Raw genomic sequence first — 16,101 nt, 5'->3', positions numbered from 1 at the left:
CCCGCATCGTCCGGCGGCATCGGCCGCGCGCGTCAGGTCACCGGCGCCGGATTGAACAGCGTCAGCGCATTCGCGAGCTTCCACTGCTCGGCCCACGTGCGGCGCTTGCCGCTCGCGACGTCGAGCATCAGCCGGAACAGTTCCCAGCCGGTGTCCTCGATCGTCGCCGCGCCGGTCGCGATCCGCCCCGCGTCGAGATCCATCAGGTCGTGCCAGCGGCGCGCGAGATCGCTGCGCGTCGCGACCTTGATCACCGGCACCTGTGCGAGGCCGTACGGCGTGCCGCGGCCGGTCGTGAAAACGTGCAGGTTCATCCCGGCCGCGAGCTGCAGCGTGCCGCAGATGAAGTCGCTCGCGGGCGTCGCCGCATAAAGCAGCCCCTTCTGCTTCGCGCGATCGCCGGGACGCACGACACCGGCGATCGGCGCGCTGCCCGACTTCACGATCGAGCCCATCGCCTTCTCGACGATGTTCGACAGGCCGCCCTTCTTGTTGCCGGGCGTCGTGTTCGCGCTGCGGTCGACGCGGCCGCGCTGCAGGTAACGGTCGTACCAGTCCATCTCGCGAATGATCTCGCGCGCAACGTCCTCGTTCGCCGCACGCGACGTGAGCTGCGCGACACCGTCACGCACTTCCGTCACCTCGGAGAACATGATCGTCGCGCCCGCGCGCACCAGCAGGTCCGCCGCGAAGCCGACGGCCGGATTCGCGGTGAGCCCCGAGAACGCGTCGCTGCCGCCGCACTGCACGCCGACGACGAGATCCGACGCAGGGCACGTCTCGCGGCGGCGGCGGTTCAGCCGCTCGAGATGCGATTCGGCCATCTTCATGATCGAGTCGATCATCGAGTTGAAGCCGACGTGCGCGGCGTCCTGCAGGCACACGACACCGCCGTTGTCGCCGGCGCCGTCGGCCGCCACCGGAATCGCGCCGGGCGGCAGCAGGCGCTCGGGCTGAAGCTTCTCGCAGCCGAGGCTCACGGTCATCACCTCGCCGCCGAAGTTCGGATTCAGGCTGATGTTGCGCAGCGTACGGATCGGGATGTCGGCGTCGGGCGCGTCGATCGCGACGCCGCAGCCGTACGTGTGCTCGAGCCCGACCACGTCGTCGACGTTCGGGTAGCGCGGCAGCAGCTCGGCCTTGATCCGCCGCACCGCATGCTCGACGACGCCCGACACGCACTGCACGGTCGTCGTGATCGCGAGGATGTTGCGCGTGCCGACCGAGCCGTCGGCATTGCGGAAGCCCTCGAACGTATAGCCTTCGAGCGGCGGCAGCGGCGGCGCGGCACGCGTCGCGAGCGGCAGGTCGTCGAGCCCCGGCGGCTCGGGCATGCGCATCGTGCGCTCGTTGACCCAGCTGCCGCGTCGCAGCTCGGCCAGCGCATAACCGATCACCACGTTGTAGCGGACGATCGGGTCGCCGGCCGCGAGATCGACCAGCGCGACCTTGTGCCCCTGCGGCACGCCTTCGCGCAGCGTCAGCCCGTCGGCGAACGTCGCGCCCTCGGGCAGGCCGCCGTCGTTGACGACGATCGCGACGTTGTCGTCCGGATGCACACGGATGTAGAGCGGGGAAGCAGTCATCGGAAATCCTGGAGGCTGTCGGCCATATTGTTAGTCATCATACGACATTCAACTCTGGCCGGCGATGCTGAGTAAACCCTTATCCGGAAAGACCCTATCATTTACCCGCCAGCAAACCGCTTGCGTGGTCCTTTCCCTCGTTGTACGATGACATACAACGACATCGCCAATTTGGCTCGTATGCCGTTCCCGACGAACCAGCACTCGCGCTAGACGGACGACCCAACCATGACTTCACCGCAAGAACTCAAACAGATCATCTCCCACGGCCTGCTGTCCTTTCCGCTGACGGACTTCGACGCCGACGGCAGCTTCCGCCCGTCCACCTATGCCGAGCGCCTGGAATGGCTCGCGCCGTACGGTGCGAGCGCGCTGTTCGCGGCCGGCGGCACCGGTGAATTCTTCTCGCTCACGCAGCGCGAGTATTCGGACGTGATCCGCGTCGCGACAGAAACCTGCAAGGGCAAGGTGCCGATCCTCGCCGGCGCGGGCGGCGCGACGCGCGTCGCGATCGAATATGCGCAGGAGGCCGAGCGCCTCGGCGCGAGCGGCGTGCTGCTGATGCCGCATTACCTGACCGAAGCCAGCCAGGAAGGGATTGCCGAGCACGTCGAGCAGGTGTGCCGCGCACTGAAGATCGGCGTCGTGGTGTACAACCGGGCGAATTCGAAGCTGAACGCCGACATGCTCGAGCGCCTCGCCGATCGTTGCCCGAACCTGATCGGCTTCAAGGACGGCGTCGGCGAAATCGAAAGCATGGTGACGATCCGCCGCCGCCTCGGCGACCGCTTCGCGTATCTCGGCGGCCTGCCGACGGCCGAAGTCTATGCCGCCGCGTACAAGGCGCTCGGCGTGCCGGTGTATTCGTCGGCCGTGTTCAACTTCATCCCGAAGACGGCGATGGAGTTCTACGAAGCGATCGCGAAGGACGACCACGCAACGGTCGGTCGCCTGCTCGACACGTTCTTCCTGCCGTACCTGAAGATCCGCAACCGTCGCGCGGGTTATGCGGTCAGCATCGTGAAGGCGGGCGCGAAGCTCGTCGGCCACGACGCGGGCCCCGTGCGGGCGCCGCTCGTCGACCTCACCGAGGCCGAAGCGGCCGAACTCGACGTGCTGATCAAGAAGATGGGCTCGCAGTAAGCGGGTACGGCCTGCGCGGCGCCTTGATCGGCGCCGCAGGCCGGTTGTCGCGTCGCGTGCCGGTTCGACGGTATCGCGACCGTCCGCAGCAGTATCCGCGCACCCATCCGCCGCGACGGGTGCCGGCTCCGGCGCAGCGCTTCGCGTGACGCCACCCCGCCTCGCAGGCCGTCCGGCCGCGTCACATCTGCGCGATGATTCCGACGATCCGGTGGCGCACGTTCGCGAGCCTGACCCGCGTCGCCTCGATCTGCCCCTGCGTCCCGGCCCGCGCGCGTGCATTCGATTCGCCGTCGAGGATCTGCCCGAGCACGTCGCGGTCGACGACCGCATCGAAGAACCGGCCGACCGTGATCGTCGCCGACTGCTTCGCGGTCGCGAGCTGGCTGTTCGCCTGCAGCAGTGCTTCGGTGCGCAGGCCCGGGTCGCGTTCGTCGATGCCGCGCCGATACTGGAGCGCGAACACCAGCGCTTCCATGTCCTGCCGGAAACGGCGCACGGCTTGCCCGAACACGAGCGAATGCGCGTCGGCGCCCGTGACGACGCGCCCCTGGTTGATCGTCACGTCGAATTCGCTGCCGCCCAGGTCGCGCTGGAATTCCAGCAGCGCATTCGCGAGCACGCGCCCTTCGCTGTACTGGCCGACCTGGGTGCGCACGGATTTCGCGACGTCGCCGATCGCTTTCCACAATCCGGCCGCGAACAGGTGATCGCCACGCTTGTTGATGTTCATCGGGGGTTCCCTCGTTGTCTTTTGTCGGTCTCTCAGGCTTGCCTGCGGGCCGGCTGGCCCGAGGCTTCGCTACTGTAGGAGAAAACCGGGAGACGGGGAAGACGGCAAGATCCACGGCAGTCACGTACCCCGAGGCCGCTGCTCCGACCGCCGCCCTCCATGCTGCCCCGACATGATTCTTGTCGACACTTCGAACAAACCCGTCAACACCGAAACCCGTCATGCAAAAAAGGCGGAAGCGGCCCACCGGCCACATCCGCCTTTTGGTTTCCGCGTGCCGGCACCGACCCCGACGCACTGGCCGCCGGAAATCACACGCTCAATCGTCGCCGCCCGTCACTCCGCCTTCCCGTCCCGCAGCCGCGGAATCGCGAGCGGATTCCTCTCCTGCAGCCCTTCCGGCAGCAGATCGTCCGGGAAATCCTGGTAGCACACCGGGCGCAGGAAACGCTCGATCGCCGTCGCGCCGACCGACGTGACGGACGGGTTCGACGTCGCGGGGAACGGCCCGCCGTGCACCATCGCGTCACACACCTCAACGCCGGTCGGGTAACCGTTCACGAGCAGGCGCCCGGCCTTGCGTTCGAGGATCGGCAGCAGCCGGCGGGCCAGCGGCTTGTCGTCGGCGTCCATCTGCAGCGTGGCCGTGAGCTGGCCCTCGAGCGCGTCGAGCACGCGCGCGACTTCGTCGAGATCGCGGCAGCGCACGATCAGCGACGCCGGGCCGAACACTTCGTGGCTGAACGCCGGCTCGGCCAGGAATGCCTGCGCGCCGACTTCGTACAACGCGCCGCCGGCCTGGCAGTCGGTCTGCGCGGTCTCGCCCGCGCCGATTTCGCGCACGCCCGGCAGTTCGGCCAGCTTGCCGCGGCCATGGCGATACGCATCGGCGATCCCGGGCGTGAGCATCACGCCGGCCGGCTTCTTCGCGAGCGCCTGCGCGGCGACGGATTCGAAGCGGTCGAGATCGGGGCCGTCGATCGCGAGCACGAGGCCCGGGTTGGTACAGAACTGGCCGACGCCGAGCGTCAGCGAATCGACGAAACCCGTCGCGATCGCGTCGCCGCGCGCGGCGAGCGCCGCCGGGAACAGCACGACGGGGTTGATGCTGCTCATTTCCGCGTAGACGGGAATCGGCTGCGGGCGGGCGTTCGCGATCTGCACGAGCGCCATGCCGCCCTGCCGCGACCCCGTGAAGCCGACGGCCTGGACCGCCGGATGGCCGACGAGCGCCGCGCCGATCACCCGGCCGGGGCCGATCAGCAGCGAGAACACGCCGGCCGGCATCCCGGTTTTCGCGACGGCGGCGCGAATCGCGCGGCCGACCAGTTCGGACGTGCCGAGGTGCGCCTCGTGCGCCTTCACGATCACCGGGCAGCCGGCCGCGAGCGCCGACGCCGTATCACCGCCGGCCACCGAAAACGCGAGCGGGAAATTGCTCGCACCGAACACGACGACGGGCCCGAGCCCGACTTTCTGCAGCCGCAGGTCCGAGCGCGGCAGCGGCGTGCGGGCAGGCTGCGCGGGATCGATCGACGCGGCGAGAAAGCGGCCGTCGCGCACGACACGCGCGAACAGCCGGAGCTGGCCGACGGTGCGGCCGCGCTCACCCTGCAGCCGCGCGACGGGCAGGCCTGTTTCCGCGTGCGCGCGCTCGATCAGCGCGTCGCCGAGCGCGACGATTTCATCCGCGATCGCGTCGAGAAACGCCGCGCGGGCCGCGAGCGGCTGCGCGCGGTACGCGTCGAACGCGTCGCGCGCGAGTTCGCATGCACGCTCGATGTCGGCCTGCGCCGCGACGCCGAATGCCGGCGCATCGATCGGCGCGCCCTTCGACGGGTCGAACGCGCGCAAGGTACCGGCCGAGCCGGCGACCGCTTCGGCGCCGATCAGCATCTCTCCTGTCAGTTGCATGGGTGTGCTCCGTGGTTCGGGAATGATGGACTCATTGTAGCCCAACAGATACGATGTCTGCCGACATGATTTTGCGATTCACGCGGGTCGTCGATCTTGCCACACAATGCGCGAATCCCTTATTTATTCGGCCCATGCCCAAATGGTGGACGTTTTGCGTCGTACCCAACGGGAAAACCCGAGGTTTCCGGGGTCGACCAACCCACATAAACTCCACATCATGTCATACGACGACGTACATTAAAGTGCCGAATCAGACCACCCCTCGCGATCTTCCGCTCGACCTCGCGCGCACCGCGCGCCGGACCGCCGTGCGCTACTGGATCCTGGCGATGCTGTTCGTCGTCACGACGCTCAACTATGCGGACCGCGCGACGCTGTCGATCACCGGCACGCCGATCCGCAAGGCGTTCGGCATCGATCCGGTGACGATGGGCTACATCTTCTCGGCGTTCAGCTGGGCGTACGTGCTCGCGCAACTGCCGAGCGGCTGGCTGCTCGACCGCTTCGGCGCGCGCCGCGTGTATGCGGCCAGCATCTTCCTGTGGTCGGCGTTCACGCTGCTGCAGGGCACGATCGGGCTCGGCGGCAGCGCCGCGTTCGCGGTGGCCGCGCTGTTCGCGATGCGCTTCGCGGTCGGCATCGCCGAGGCCCCCGCCTTTCCCGCGAACGCGAAAGTCGTCGCGAGCTGGTTCCCGACCGCCGAGCGCGGCACGGCGTCCGCGATCTTCAACGCCGCGCAATACTTCGCGGCCGTGGTGTTCTCGCCGCTGATGGCGTGGCTCACGCATGCGTACGGCTGGCACCAGGTGTATCTGTGGCTCGGCCTCGCGGGCATCGCGCTCGCGTTCCTGTGGCTGCGGGTCGTGAAGGATCCGGCCGACCATCCGGCCGTGAACCGCGCGGAACTCGAGCATATCGAGCAGGGCGGCGGCCTCGTGCGCACGACCGTGCGCGGCACCGACGGCCTGCGCTCGGAAGGCCGCCGCGTGGCGGGCTGGTACTACGTGCGCCAGCTGCTGTCGAACCGGATGCTGATCGGCGTGTATCTCGGCCAGTACTGCGTGAACGTGCTCACCTATTTCTTCCTCACGTGGTTCCCGATCTACCTCGTGCAGGCGCGCGGGATGTCGCTGCTGAAGGCCGGCTTCATGACGTCGCTGCCCGCGATCTGCGGGTTCCTCGGCGGGGTGCTCGGCGGAATGCTGTCGGACGGGCTGATCCGCCGCGGCGTGTCGCTCACGCTCGCGCGCAAGATTCCGATCGTCGGCGGGATGGCGCTGTCGATGGTCATCATCGGCTGCAACTACGTCGACAGCGAAGCGCTCGTGATCGTGCTGATGGCCGTGTCGTTCTTCGGCAAGGGCATCGGCTCGCTCGGCTGGGCCGTCGTCGCCGATACCGCGCCGAAGGAAGCGATCGGCCTGTCGGGCAGCCTGTTCAACATGTTCGGCAATACGGCCGGCATCGTCGCGCCGATCGCGATCGGCTATCTCGTCGGCGCGAGCGGCTCGTTCAACGGCGCACTCGTGTTCGTCGGGCTGAACGCGCTCGTCACCGTGTTCAGCTATCTCGTGATCGTGAAGGACATCAGGCGCGTCGAGCTGCGGCATCGCGACGCGTGAGATTCGGCGAAAAGAGAAGAAAAACGACGGCGGCCGCGTAACAGCGGCCGCCGTTTTTGCGTCAGGCCGCGGAATGCGCGACGCGCAGCATGTCGTGCACGCCGGACGTCATCAGCGCGAGGAACGCGAGCAGGCCGACGTAGCAGAGCGCGTACGTCGTCTTCGTCTCGATCGACGTCGCGTAGTACACGCGATTCTCCGGCGCGTCGGGATCGTAGCGCCACGCGCGCTTGAGCTGCGGCAGCGCGAGGATCGCCATCACGATCAGCAGCGGGCTCGGCCGATACACGAACAGCGCGATCAGCACGGGCACGCCCGCGAACCAGATGCGCGGCGACAGCACCGCGGTGATCCGCCCGCCGTCGAACGGCGACAGCGGAATCATGTTGAACAGGTTCAGGAAGAAGCCCGTGTACGACAGCGCGAGCAGCAGGTTGCTGTCGTAGTGGCGCGCGGCCGCGTAGCAGGCCAGCGCACCGAGCGTGCCGACGAACGGCCCGGCGAGCCCGACGTGCGCCTCGGTTTCCGCGTCGTGCGGCATCTCCTTCAGCTGGATCCACGCGCCGACGAACGGGATGAAGGTCGGCAGCCCGACGTCGAGCCCGCGCCGCTGCGCGGCCACGTAGTGGCCGGCCTCGTGCACCAGCAGCAGTGCCACGAAACCGGCCGCGAACCGCCAGCCGTAGAACAGCGCATAGACCGCGATCGACGCGAGCATGGTGCCCGCCGACACGAGCACCTTGCCGAGCTTGAGGCCGCCGAAGATCAGCAGCAACAGCTTCGTCATTCCTTGCGCTCCGTGGCGGATGCATCGGACATGCCGGACGCGCCGGATGCATCGGCGACGGCCGGCACCGCGGCCGGCTTCGGCTTGCGCCCGAAGAAGCGTTTCAGCGCGGCGCCGCCGGCCAGCAGCGCAACCGCGCCCACCTTGAAGAACTTCACCGCGAACGCGCCGATCAGCGCGAGCAGGCCGAGCTTCTTCGCGCCGACGCCGACGATCAGCGCCGCGAGGCCATACTCGGCGACGTGGTCGGTCGACTTGTTGAAATCGGCGTAGCGCTTGCCGTCGTTGAAGCTGATGTTCGACAGCAGCTCGTCGGCCGACGCCTTGTATTTCGGCAGATCGGCGAGCGTCGACGCCATCGTCAGCGACAGGTAGCCGTCGCGGCCGAGCACGAGCGTCCGGTAGTTCACGCCGTCGTTCTCGGCATTCGGGGCCGCGCCCTTGTCGCGGATGATCGCGGACCACACGAGCCGGTGCGTGGCCGCGTCGTACGCGGGCGCCTTCGCCCAGCCGACCACCTCGGTTTCGGGCAGGCCGCGCTCCTTGCGCCCGGGGTTGTCTTCCTCGGTGCCGGCCTGCAGGCTCTTCAGCAGCTCGTCGGGTTTCCAGTCCTTCGCGTCGTCGTCGCGGATATAACCGCTCGGCTCGAACGACACGACCGAGATCCAGTCGGCGTCGGGATCGTCGGGCAGCACGAGGCCGACCAGCCTGGTTTCGTCGATCGAGTTGCCCATCGAGCGCAGGTAGCGGCCGGCTTCGGCGGCCGGCACGAACGATTCGCCGGCTTTCAGCTTCAGCACGGCTTCGTGTTTCACATCGATATCGGTCGGGCCCTTCACGACCGCGTCGTTGGCGGCGGCGGCCGCGGCCCTCATTTCCACCTGCGCGGCTTCGGTCTGCGCGTGGCCGCTGATCGCGGTGAATGCAAGCGTCGCCATGCAGGCGAGCCGGACGGCAAGTTTTTTCATTGTTGGATTCCCCTGGAATGCCTTGTCGTAAATATGCACGGCGTCGGCCCTTGCGTTTTCAATCGCGGGTCCGGCGTCGTCTCTCAGTTGGCACGGGGGCTATGGTAACGCAGCGCCGCGACACGCCCGGGGAGGCGCGATGCTTACGTCGCAGGTAATGCCCAAGGCACTCTGGATTGCCTATCATCTGCTGCATGAACCCGACCGCCGCCTTCCACTCGCCCTCCCCGTCCGCCGGCCGCGCGTCCGGCATCGGCCCGCTGCTGCGCACGTGGCGGCAACGCCGGCGCCTGAGCCAGATGGCGCTCGCGCTCGACGCGGACGTTTCCGCGCGCCACCTGAGCTTCGTCGAATCGGGCCGCGCGCAGCCGAGCCGCGAGATGGTGCTGCATCTCGCGGAGCGTCTCGACGTGCCGCTGCGCGAACGCAATGCGCTGCTCGTCGCGGCCGGCTTCGCGCCGCTGTTCCGCGAACGGCCGTTCTCGGATCCGCAGCTCGATGCCGCGCGCCATGCGGTGGAAGCCGTGCTGCGCGGCCACGAGCCCTATCCGGCGCTCGCCGTGGATCGTCACTGGACACTGCTCGCCGCGAACCGGATGCTCGGCGCGCTGGTCGCGCAGGCCGATCCGTCGCTGCTGCAACCGCCCGTCAACGTGCTGCGGCTGAGCCTGCATCCGGACGGCCTCGCGTCGCAGATCGTCAACTGGCACGAGTGGCGCGCGCACATCCTGCATCGGCTGCAGCGGCAGATCGATGCGAGCGGCGACCGCGCGCTGCACACGCTACGCGACGAACTCGCCGCGTATCCTGCCCCGGCCGACCAGCCCGACGACACGCATGCGCGCACCGACTTCGCGGATATCGCCGTGCCGTTGCGGCTGCGCACGGCGGCCGGCGAACTGACGTTCTTCAGCACCACGACGGTGTTCGGCACGCCGGTCGACGTGACGCTGTCGGAACTCGCGATCGAGGCGTTTTTCCCCGCGAATCCGGAGACGGTGGAAGCAATGCGGGCGCTGGCGGACGCTTTGCCCGCGCAATAACGCGTGCGCCACGGAGCGTGAAGGAAAGCGGCGCACGAACGCCGGCTCCGAGGCCAACGCCGGTGCTGCCGATGCAGTTGCGCTCGGCATCGACAGCTCGGCATCCGCGACCGGCAGCGTCGAGATCGCCCGCGCGACGGCCTCCGCGGTGAATGCGGTCGCCATCGGCGAAGGCGCGAATGCGACCGACGCGAATTCCGTGGTGCCAGGCTCGAAAGCGGCCACGCGCGCGACGACACGCGCACGAGTGCCCCGCCATCAGCGGCGCTCGAGCGCCAGCTTCACCCCGAGTCCCAGCAGCACCACCCCGCTGACGCGGTGCATGCGCGTCAATATCCGCGGGTTGCGGCGGATCGATGCGGACAGCAGGCCGGCGAACACCGCAACCGGCCCCTTGACGAGAAACGTCAGGCCCGCGAAGGTCGCGCCCAGCACGAACAGCGACAGCATCGGATGCGCGGCGCCCGCCGGCGCGAACTGCGGCAGGAACGCCAGATAGAACAGCGCGACCTTCGGATTCGACACGTTCGACAACGCGCCTTGCGCGAACGTGCGCAGCCGCGATGCCTGCGCGCCGTCGCCGCTCGCGAGCGTCAGTTCGCCCGACGAGCGCAACAGCGTGATGCCGAGGTACAGCAGGTACAACGCGCCGACCACCTTCAGCGCCGTGAACAGCCATTCGGACGCCTGCAGCAGCGCGCCCAGCCCGAGCGTCGCGAGCATCGTGTGCACGAGCAGCCCGACGCTGACGCCCGCGGCGGTCACGAGGCCCGCGCGCGTGCCGTCGGACAGCGTACGCGACATCACGAGAACCATGTCCTGGCCCGGCGTGACGATGATCAGCAGCGACGTTGCGATGAACGGCAGCCAGGATAGATGCGACATGGGAAAGCTCCTGAACGGGATTGCCGGCGGACGGGAATCGCCCGGCCTCTCGTCGGATTATCGGCGCCTTCCCATGGAGATTGGATGCGTATTCGGCTACTTTGACTATCGGTTTTGGCGCTATTCTCTAGCATTCACCATTCGAGTAGTCAAAAATGCCAATCAAACTGGATGCAATCGACCGGCGCATTCTGCGTGCGTTGCAACGGAATTCGAACCAGACGAATGCCGAACTCGCGCAACAGGCCGGGCTGTCCGCCACGCCCTGCCTGCGCCGCGTTCACCTGCTCGAGGAACAGGGCGTGATCGACGCGTATGTCGCGCTGCTGAACCCGGCCGCCGTCGACCTGCGATTCACGGCGTTCGTGCGCGTCACGCTGGAGCGTCAGGACAAGACGACGGTCGAACGCTTCGCGCGCGAGATGGAGCAGGCGCCCGAAGTGCTCGAATGCCACCTGATGGCCGGCAGCTACGACTATCTGCTGCGCGTGATCGCCCGCGATCTCGACGACTACCAGCGCTTCCAGATGGAAACGCTCACGCAGATCGAAGGCGTTCGCAACGTCGAAACCGAGATTCCGCTGAAGCGCATCAAGCAGACGGTTCGCCTGCCGATCTAGGCGTCCAGGAACGTGACGGCCTGCCCCTGCGGCTCCCCGTTCAGCGCGCCGTCTCGCACCACGACCTGGCCGCGCACGACCGTATGCACGGGCCAGCCCGTGACCGCGCACCCGTCGTACGGCGTCCAGCCGCTGACGCTGGCGATCCATTCGTCGCGGATGATCCGCCGCGCGCGCAGGTCGACAATGCTGAAATCGGCGTCGTAGCCCACCGCAATGCGCCCTTTGCCCGCGATGCCGAAGACGCGCGCCGGCCCGGCGCTGGTCAGGTCGACCAGTCGTTCGAGGCTCACGCGGCCCGCGTGCACGTGATCGAGCATCAGCGGCAGCAGCGTCTGCACGCCGGTCATCCCGCTCGGCGACTGCGGATAGGGCCGGCGTTTTTCGTCGCGCGTATGCGGCGCGTGATCGCTGCCGATCACGTCGACCACGCCGTCGCGAACGGCCTGCCACAGCGCGTCCCGATGATGCCGTTCACGCACCGGCGGATTCATCTGCGCGAACGTGCCGAGCCGTTCGTAGCAATCGGGTGCATGCAGGCTCAGGTGATGCGGCGTGACCTCGACGGTCACGCGCTGCCGGTGCCGCGCGAGCAACGCCATTTCCTCGGCGGTGGACACGTGCAGCACATGCAGCCGGCGGCCCGTCTCGGCGGCCAGCGCGACGATGCGCCGCGTCGCCTCCAGCGCGCTTTGCACGTCGCGCCAGCGCGGATGGTCGCGCACGTCGCCGCTCGCTTCGACGAGCGCCCGGCGTGCGCGCAGCCGCGCTTCGTCCTCCGCGTGCACGGCCATGCGCCGCCGCCCGTTGCGCACGATCCGGCGCAACACGGCTTCGTCGTCGGCCAGCAGGTCGCCGAACGAACTGCCCATGAAGACCTTCACGCCCGCGCAGCCCGGCAGCGCTTCAAGCGCCGGCAACCGTTCGGCGTTCGCGGCCGAGCCGCCGATGTAGAACGCGTGGTCGCACCACGCGCGGCCGCGCGCGCGTTCCAGCTTGGCCTGCAGATCCTGCGCGGTCAGCGTCAGCGGATGCGTGTTGGGCATCTCGAAGATCGTCGTGACGCCGCCGAGCACCGCGCCGCGCGTGCCGGCCTCGATGGTCTCCTTGTGCGTCAGGCCCGGTTCGCGGAAATGCACCTGGCTGTCGACGACGCCCGGCAGCACATGCAGGCCGCCGGCATCCAGGAGAACGTCGGCGCTCCACGTGCCATGCAACGCACCCAGCGCGACGACACGGCCATCCACGCACGCGACGTCGACCTGCTCGGCGCCGTTGGGTGTCATCGCCGTGCCGCCGTGCACGAGCAGGTCGACATGGCGTCGCTTCAGCGCGTCGCGCGCGCCCTCTTCACGTCGAACGGGTTCGTCCATGGTTCAGAATTCGTTCTGGATGTGCTTGTAGCCCAGCACCAGCGCATTGTTCGTGCGCGCGACGTCCTCGGAGAAGTCGCTCGCGTCGGCCGTCACCTGCGGCAAGGCGGCGAGATCGGTTTCCGGCCCGATGCGCTCGGTCGAGCACACGTAGAAGCCCGGCGGCAGGTGGCAGCCGTCGACGACCGCGTTGTAGCGCACCACGCAGCCGTCGTCGATGGTGCAGTTGAACAGCACGCTGTTGAAGCCGACGAACACGCCGTTGCCGACCTTGCACGGCCCGTGGACGATCGCGCGATGCGCGATCGACGTGTGCTGGCCGATGGTGACGCTCGCGCCCGACTTCGAATGGATCACCACGCCGTCCTGGATGTTCGAATGCGCACCGATCACGATCGGCGCGATCCGGCCGTCGCCATCCGTTTCGTCGGCGCGGATCACCGCGTACGGGCCGATGAACACGTTCTCCTCGACGATCACGAGCCCGCACAGAATGGCGGTCGGATCGACGAATGCACTCGGGTGTATCTGCGGCAGGTCGCCGCGCGGGTTCTTTCTGATCATCTGGATTCCTGTCTTGACATCGAACGACCGCGCTTGATCCGCTCGAACAGGCCCGGATCGCGCCACTGTCCGGCGATGGCCGGCGCGAACACGATGTCGTCCAGATCGATGCGGCCCATGCGCGGGTTGAACGCATCGTCGCGAAAACACTGCGCGTAACCGGTCTCGGTCTCGTGAACGATGATCGAATGCAGCCGCACGCCGGCTTCGCCGTTCGACATGCGCGTGCAGGACAGCGCCGCATCGACGAGGCGAAAGAACACGCGCGAGAACTGCTCGGCGCTCGGCGACACCGGCAGCAGCACCCAGCGCTCGGAATGCCGGCGCATGCTCTCGACATAACAGGGATCGTCATCCGACCACAGCGTCACCGCGTGATCGAACGCGTCGATCAGGTCGCGCACGTCGCCCTTGAGCAGCCCGAAGTCGTAGATCATCTGCCCGTGGTCCAGCGCATGCGCCTCGAGCAGCAGTTCGACGCGATACGAATGGCCGTGGATCGAATGCGAGCAGCGCCGCGTGCTGCAGCCGCGCACCACGTGCGCGTTCTCGAACCGGAACAGCTTGCGGATCAGCATGCGTCGGCGCCTTCGCGAACCGGCGCGGCCCAGGCCACCGCGTCGTGCGGGTGCAGGCTTTCCAGATGGCGCACGTGCACGCGCGGGTGCGCATGGCGGCCGTCCAGCGCGGCCTGGACCCGGCGCGCGGCATCCTCGACGAACATCAGGTTGCCGCCGTTCAGCACCGCGAACGCCTGCTCGTCCGCGCGTTTGACGGCCGTCTGCACCGGCGTGCCGAGCGCGTGCTCGATGCGATCGATCAGGTCGATCAGCCCGAGCGTCGCGCCATCGGCCGGCAGCCCCACGCTGACGACGGCTTCGCTGCGCTGGCTGTGCGGCGTGGCCGCCGTCGCATGCCGTTTCAGCCACGCGGCGACCGCTGCCGGTTCCACGCGATCGTCGCGGCCGAACGCCGCCAGGAACGCCTGTTCGACCCAGTGCCGCGACAGCGCGGCCGAGCACGGGCACGTCGACGAATAGACGACCGTCACCTGCGCGCGCAGCTCGAACCCGACGTCGGTCAGCGTCGCGTCGATCCGGACCGGATAGGCCTTCCACCCGGCAAGCCCGTCGGTCACCAGCGCGGCGCGGCGCGCCAGCAGGTCGAAGTGCAGCCGTAGCCGAGCACGGCGCGTGTCGCAGTCGCGATGGCTGTCGACCATCGCCTGCAGCACCGGCCGAAGGCCGGCCGGCGACAGCGCGGCGCCATCGCCGAGCCCGTCGAGCAGCCTGTACAGCCGCGACATGTGGATGCCCTTCACGTGCGGTGCGGGAAGGTCGACCTGCACGTCGGCGCGCGCATGCACGTCGCGCCGGCAGCCGGGCTCGGCCACTGCAACGGGCAGGTCGATGCCCTGCATGCCGACCCATTCGAGCGGGCGGCGGCCCGGCGCGGCATCGGTCAGGGAGATATCGGGAAGGAGGGCATTCATGCTCGGGATCCGGTGGAGCGCCTTCTCCATCCGGATCGATGCAGGAAGCGCGTTCAGGTCAGGGCCAGTCGCGAAACGGGTTGTCCCACGTGGTCCAGTGTTCGGGGCCGGTGGCCATCTCGGCGTCGGTCAGCAGACACGCGTCGAAGCGCGCGCGCAGCGCGGGCTCGTCCATGTCCATGCCGATCAGCACGAGTTCCTGCCGCGCGTCGCCGACGCGCTCGTCCCAGCGGGCGCGGATCTGCGCGACGGCTTCCGCGTCCTGCGGCCAGCGCTCGGGCGGCACGGCCGCCCACCAGTGGCCGGCCGGCCCGTGCCGCGCGACCGCGCCGGCCTGCGACCACGAACCGGCGACGGTCGGATGGGTGGCCAGCCAGTAGAACCCCTTCGAGCGGACGACGCCCGGCCATTCGCTTTCGACGAGCGCGAAGAAGCGCTGCGGATGGAACGGCCGCCGCGCACGGTAGACGAAACTGCGGATGCCGTATGCGTCGGTTTCCGGCGTGTGCGTGCCGCGCAGCTCCTGCAGCCAGCCCGGCGCGCGCGATGCTGCGTCGAAATCGAACAGGCCCGTGTCGAGCACACGCTCGAGCGGCACCTTGCCGAATTCGGCGATCTCGATCCTCGCCCGCGGATTCAGCCCGCACAGCAGCGCGACCAGCCGCACGCGTGCGCTGTCGTCGATCAGGTCGATCTTGTTGATCACGATCACGTCGCAGAACTCGATCTGGTCGATCAGCAGATCGACCACCGTGCGCGCATCCTCGTCGCCCATCGATTCACCGCGCGACTGCAGGCTGTCGCGCGACGCGTAGTCGCGCAGGAAATTGAACGCATCGACCACGGTCACCATCGTGTCGAGCCGCGCGACTTCGCCGAGGCTGCGGCCGTCCTCGCCTTCGAACGTGAACGTCTCGGCCACCGGCAGCGGCTCCGAGATGCCGGTCGATTCGATCACGAGCTGGTCGAAGCGCCCTTCGCGCGCGAGCCGGTCGACCTCGATCAGCAGATCCTCGCGCAGCGTGCAGCAGATGCAGCCGTTGCTCATCTCGACCAGCTTCTCGTCGGTGCGCGACAGCCCTGCGCCGCCGTCGCGGACGAGCGCGGCGTCGATGTTGACCTCGGACATGTCGTTGACGATCACCGCGACGCGCCGGCCCTCGCGATTGTTCAGGATGTGGTTGAGCAGCGTCGTCTTGCCGGCGCCGAGAAAGCCGGACAGGACGGTCACGGGAAGCCGCGTGGACGGAGGGAGTGCGGTGCTCATCGGGCGATTCCGGAAGAGGACGTTGAGGAACGAATGATATATTGTATCGTAACGATATAACATATCATTTTGAACGTCCAGCAGATCGGCCACGGTGCAGC

Annotated in this window: 15 protein-coding genes; 4 read left to right on the top strand and 11 right to left on the bottom strand. The window is 68.2% G+C overall.

What is annotated here, in order from left to right:
* Positions 1–32 precede the first annotated feature (32 nt).
* Positions 33–1,586: a galactarate dehydratase gene (gene garD / locus ABIC51_RS03465; RefSeq protein ID WP_027790501.1), complete on the bottom strand. Its 1,554-nt coding sequence runs from the start codon at positions 1,584–1,586 to the stop codon at positions 33–35.
* A gap of 228 nt (positions 1,587–1,814) precedes the next feature.
* On the opposite strand from garD, the gene kdgD reads away from it, so the two are divergent.
* A complete protein-coding gene (gene kdgD, locus ABIC51_RS03460; protein WP_136470209.1) occupies positions 1,815–2,729 on the top strand; it encodes a 5-dehydro-4-deoxyglucarate dehydratase in 915 nt (304 codons plus the stop codon).
* A 181-nt stretch (positions 2,730–2,910) separates the two neighbouring features.
* Here the strand turns inward: kdgD and ABIC51_RS03455 are convergent, their stop codons facing one another.
* Positions 2,911–3,462: a hypothetical protein gene (locus ABIC51_RS03455; protein WP_021159300.1), complete on the bottom strand. Its 552-nt coding sequence runs from the start codon at positions 3,460–3,462 to the stop codon at positions 2,911–2,913.
* Between the two features lie 336 nt (positions 3,463–3,798).
* Positions 3,799–5,376, bottom strand: coding sequence for an aldehyde dehydrogenase (NADP(+)) (locus ABIC51_RS03450; RefSeq protein WP_354006354.1), 1,578 nt, complete (start codon positions 5,374–5,376; stop codon positions 3,799–3,801).
* Between the two features lie 245 nt (positions 5,377–5,621).
* Here ABIC51_RS03450 and ABIC51_RS03445 point away from each other — a divergent pair, with 245 nt between their 5' ends.
* A complete protein-coding gene (locus ABIC51_RS03445; protein ID WP_059591042.1) occupies positions 5,622–7,001 on the top strand; it encodes an MFS transporter in 1,380 nt (459 codons plus the stop codon).
* A gap of 61 nt (positions 7,002–7,062) precedes the next feature.
* On the opposite strand, the gene ABIC51_RS03440 is transcribed toward ABIC51_RS03445, so the two are convergent.
* Both ABIC51_RS03440 and ABIC51_RS03435 read right to left on the bottom strand, forming a co-directional pair.
* Positions 7,063–7,788 (bottom strand): site-2 protease family protein, encoded by a 726-nt coding sequence (locus ABIC51_RS03440; protein WP_175898336.1) that lies wholly within the window; start codon positions 7,786–7,788, stop codon positions 7,063–7,065.
* Positions 7,785–8,756 carry a DUF2167 domain-containing protein gene (locus ABIC51_RS03435; RefSeq protein ID WP_060205795.1) on the bottom strand — a complete coding sequence of 324 codons (972 nt, stop codon included), beginning with the start codon at positions 8,754–8,756 and terminating at the stop codon, positions 7,785–7,787. The genes ABIC51_RS03440 and ABIC51_RS03435 overlap by 4 nt, the downstream gene beginning before the upstream one ends.
* A 194-nt stretch (positions 8,757–8,950) precedes the next feature.
* On the opposite strand from ABIC51_RS03435, the gene ABIC51_RS03430 reads away from it, so the two are divergent.
* The gene (locus ABIC51_RS03430) at positions 8,951–9,799 is read left to right on the top strand and encodes a helix-turn-helix domain-containing protein (RefSeq protein WP_354006353.1); all 849 of its coding nucleotides are present in this window, start codon (positions 8,951–8,953) and stop codon (positions 9,797–9,799) included.
* Between the two features lie 258 nt (positions 9,800–10,057).
* Here the strand turns inward: ABIC51_RS03430 and ABIC51_RS03425 are convergent, their stop codons facing one another.
* Positions 10,058–10,684 (bottom strand): LysE family translocator, encoded by a 627-nt coding sequence (locus tag ABIC51_RS03425; protein WP_233344289.1) that lies wholly within the window; start codon positions 10,682–10,684, stop codon positions 10,058–10,060.
* Positions 10,685–10,839: 155 nt separating this feature from the next.
* Here ABIC51_RS03425 and ABIC51_RS03420 point away from each other — a divergent pair, with 155 nt between their 5' ends.
* The gene (locus tag ABIC51_RS03420) at positions 10,840–11,304 is read left to right on the top strand and encodes an Lrp/AsnC family transcriptional regulator (RefSeq protein ID WP_011353935.1); all 465 of its coding nucleotides are present in this window, start codon (positions 10,840–10,842) and stop codon (positions 11,302–11,304) included.
* On the opposite strand, the gene ABIC51_RS03415 is transcribed toward ABIC51_RS03420, so the two are convergent.
* Genes ABIC51_RS03415 through zigA form a run of 5 tightly spaced genes read right to left on the bottom strand, consistent with a single transcriptional unit; the run spans position 11,301 to position 16,000 of the window.
* Positions 11,301–12,677, bottom strand: coding sequence for a dihydroorotase (locus ABIC51_RS03415; RefSeq protein ID WP_134256683.1), 1,377 nt, complete (start codon positions 12,675–12,677; stop codon positions 11,301–11,303). The genes ABIC51_RS03420 and ABIC51_RS03415 overlap by 4 nt on opposite strands.
* Before the next feature lie 3 nt (positions 12,678–12,680).
* Positions 12,681–13,241, bottom strand: coding sequence for a gamma carbonic anhydrase family protein (locus ABIC51_RS03410; protein ID WP_146253712.1), 561 nt, complete (start codon positions 13,239–13,241; stop codon positions 12,681–12,683).
* A complete protein-coding gene (locus ABIC51_RS03405; protein WP_027790491.1) occupies positions 13,238–13,819 on the bottom strand; it encodes a 6-pyruvoyl trahydropterin synthase family protein in 582 nt (193 codons plus the stop codon). Before ABIC51_RS03405 ends, ABIC51_RS03410 begins: the two co-directional genes overlap by 4 nt.
* Complete coding sequence (gene folE2, locus ABIC51_RS03400; RefSeq protein ID WP_146253713.1) at positions 13,813–14,733, bottom strand: GTP cyclohydrolase FolE2; 921 nt, start codon at positions 14,731–14,733, stop codon at positions 13,813–13,815. The genes ABIC51_RS03405 and folE2 overlap by 7 nt, the downstream gene beginning before the upstream one ends.
* A 58-nt stretch (positions 14,734–14,791) precedes the next feature.
* On the bottom strand, positions 14,792–16,000 hold the full coding sequence (gene zigA / locus ABIC51_RS03395) for a zinc metallochaperone GTPase ZigA (RefSeq protein ID WP_354006352.1): 1,209 nt from the start codon (positions 15,998–16,000) through the stop codon (positions 14,792–14,794).
* Positions 16,001–16,101: the final 101 nt, after the last annotated feature.

The organism is Burkholderia sp. 572, assembly GCF_040545135.1.
GTDB classification, from domain to species: Bacteria; Pseudomonadota; Gammaproteobacteria; order Burkholderiales; family Burkholderiaceae; genus Burkholderia; species Burkholderia cepacia.
Note: the sequence above shows the minus strand (reverse complement) of the source record. Positions and strands in the feature narration are given on the sequence as shown.

Bases quoted from the DNA above. Each gene is read 5' to 3' on its own strand.
- garD (WP_027790501.1), bottom strand. From the start codon at position 1,586: ATGACTGCTTCCCCGCTCTACATCCGTGTGCATCCGGACGACAACGTC.
- kdgD (WP_136470209.1), top strand. From the start codon at position 1,815: ATGACTTCACCGCAAGAACTCAAACAGATCATCTCCCACGGCCTGCTG.
- ABIC51_RS03455 (WP_021159300.1), bottom strand. From the start codon at position 3,462: ATGAACATCAACAAGCGTGGCGATCACCTGTTCGCGGCCGGATTGTGG.
- ABIC51_RS03450 (WP_354006354.1), bottom strand. From the start codon at position 5,376: ATGCAACTGACAGGAGAGATGCTGATCGGCGCCGAAGCGGTCGCCGGC.
- ABIC51_RS03440 (WP_175898336.1), bottom strand. From the start codon at position 7,788: ATGACGAAGCTGTTGCTGCTGATCTTCGGCGGCCTCAAGCTCGGCAAG.
- ABIC51_RS03435 (WP_060205795.1), bottom strand. From the start codon at position 8,756: ATGAAAAAACTTGCCGTCCGGCTCGCCTGCATGGCGACGCTTGCATTC.
- ABIC51_RS03430 (WP_354006353.1), top strand. From the start codon at position 8,951: ATGAACCCGACCGCCGCCTTCCACTCGCCCTCCCCGTCCGCCGGCCGC.
- ABIC51_RS03425 (WP_233344289.1), bottom strand. From the start codon at position 10,684: ATGTCGCATCTATCCTGGCTGCCGTTCATCGCAACGTCGCTGCTGATC.
- ABIC51_RS03420 (WP_011353935.1), top strand. From the start codon at position 10,840: ATGCCAATCAAACTGGATGCAATCGACCGGCGCATTCTGCGTGCGTTG.
- ABIC51_RS03415 (WP_134256683.1), bottom strand. From the start codon at position 12,677: ATGGACGAACCCGTTCGACGTGAAGAGGGCGCGCGCGACGCGCTGAAG.
- ABIC51_RS03410 (WP_146253712.1), bottom strand. From the start codon at position 13,241: ATGATCAGAAAGAACCCGCGCGGCGACCTGCCGCAGATACACCCGAGT.
- ABIC51_RS03405 (WP_027790491.1), bottom strand. From the start codon at position 13,819: ATGCTGATCCGCAAGCTGTTCCGGTTCGAGAACGCGCACGTGGTGCGC.
- folE2 (WP_146253713.1), bottom strand. From the start codon at position 14,733: ATGAATGCCCTCCTTCCCGATATCTCCCTGACCGATGCCGCGCCGGGC.
- zigA (WP_354006352.1), bottom strand. From the start codon at position 16,000: ATGAGCACCGCACTCCCTCCGTCCACGCGGCTTCCCGTGACCGTCCTG.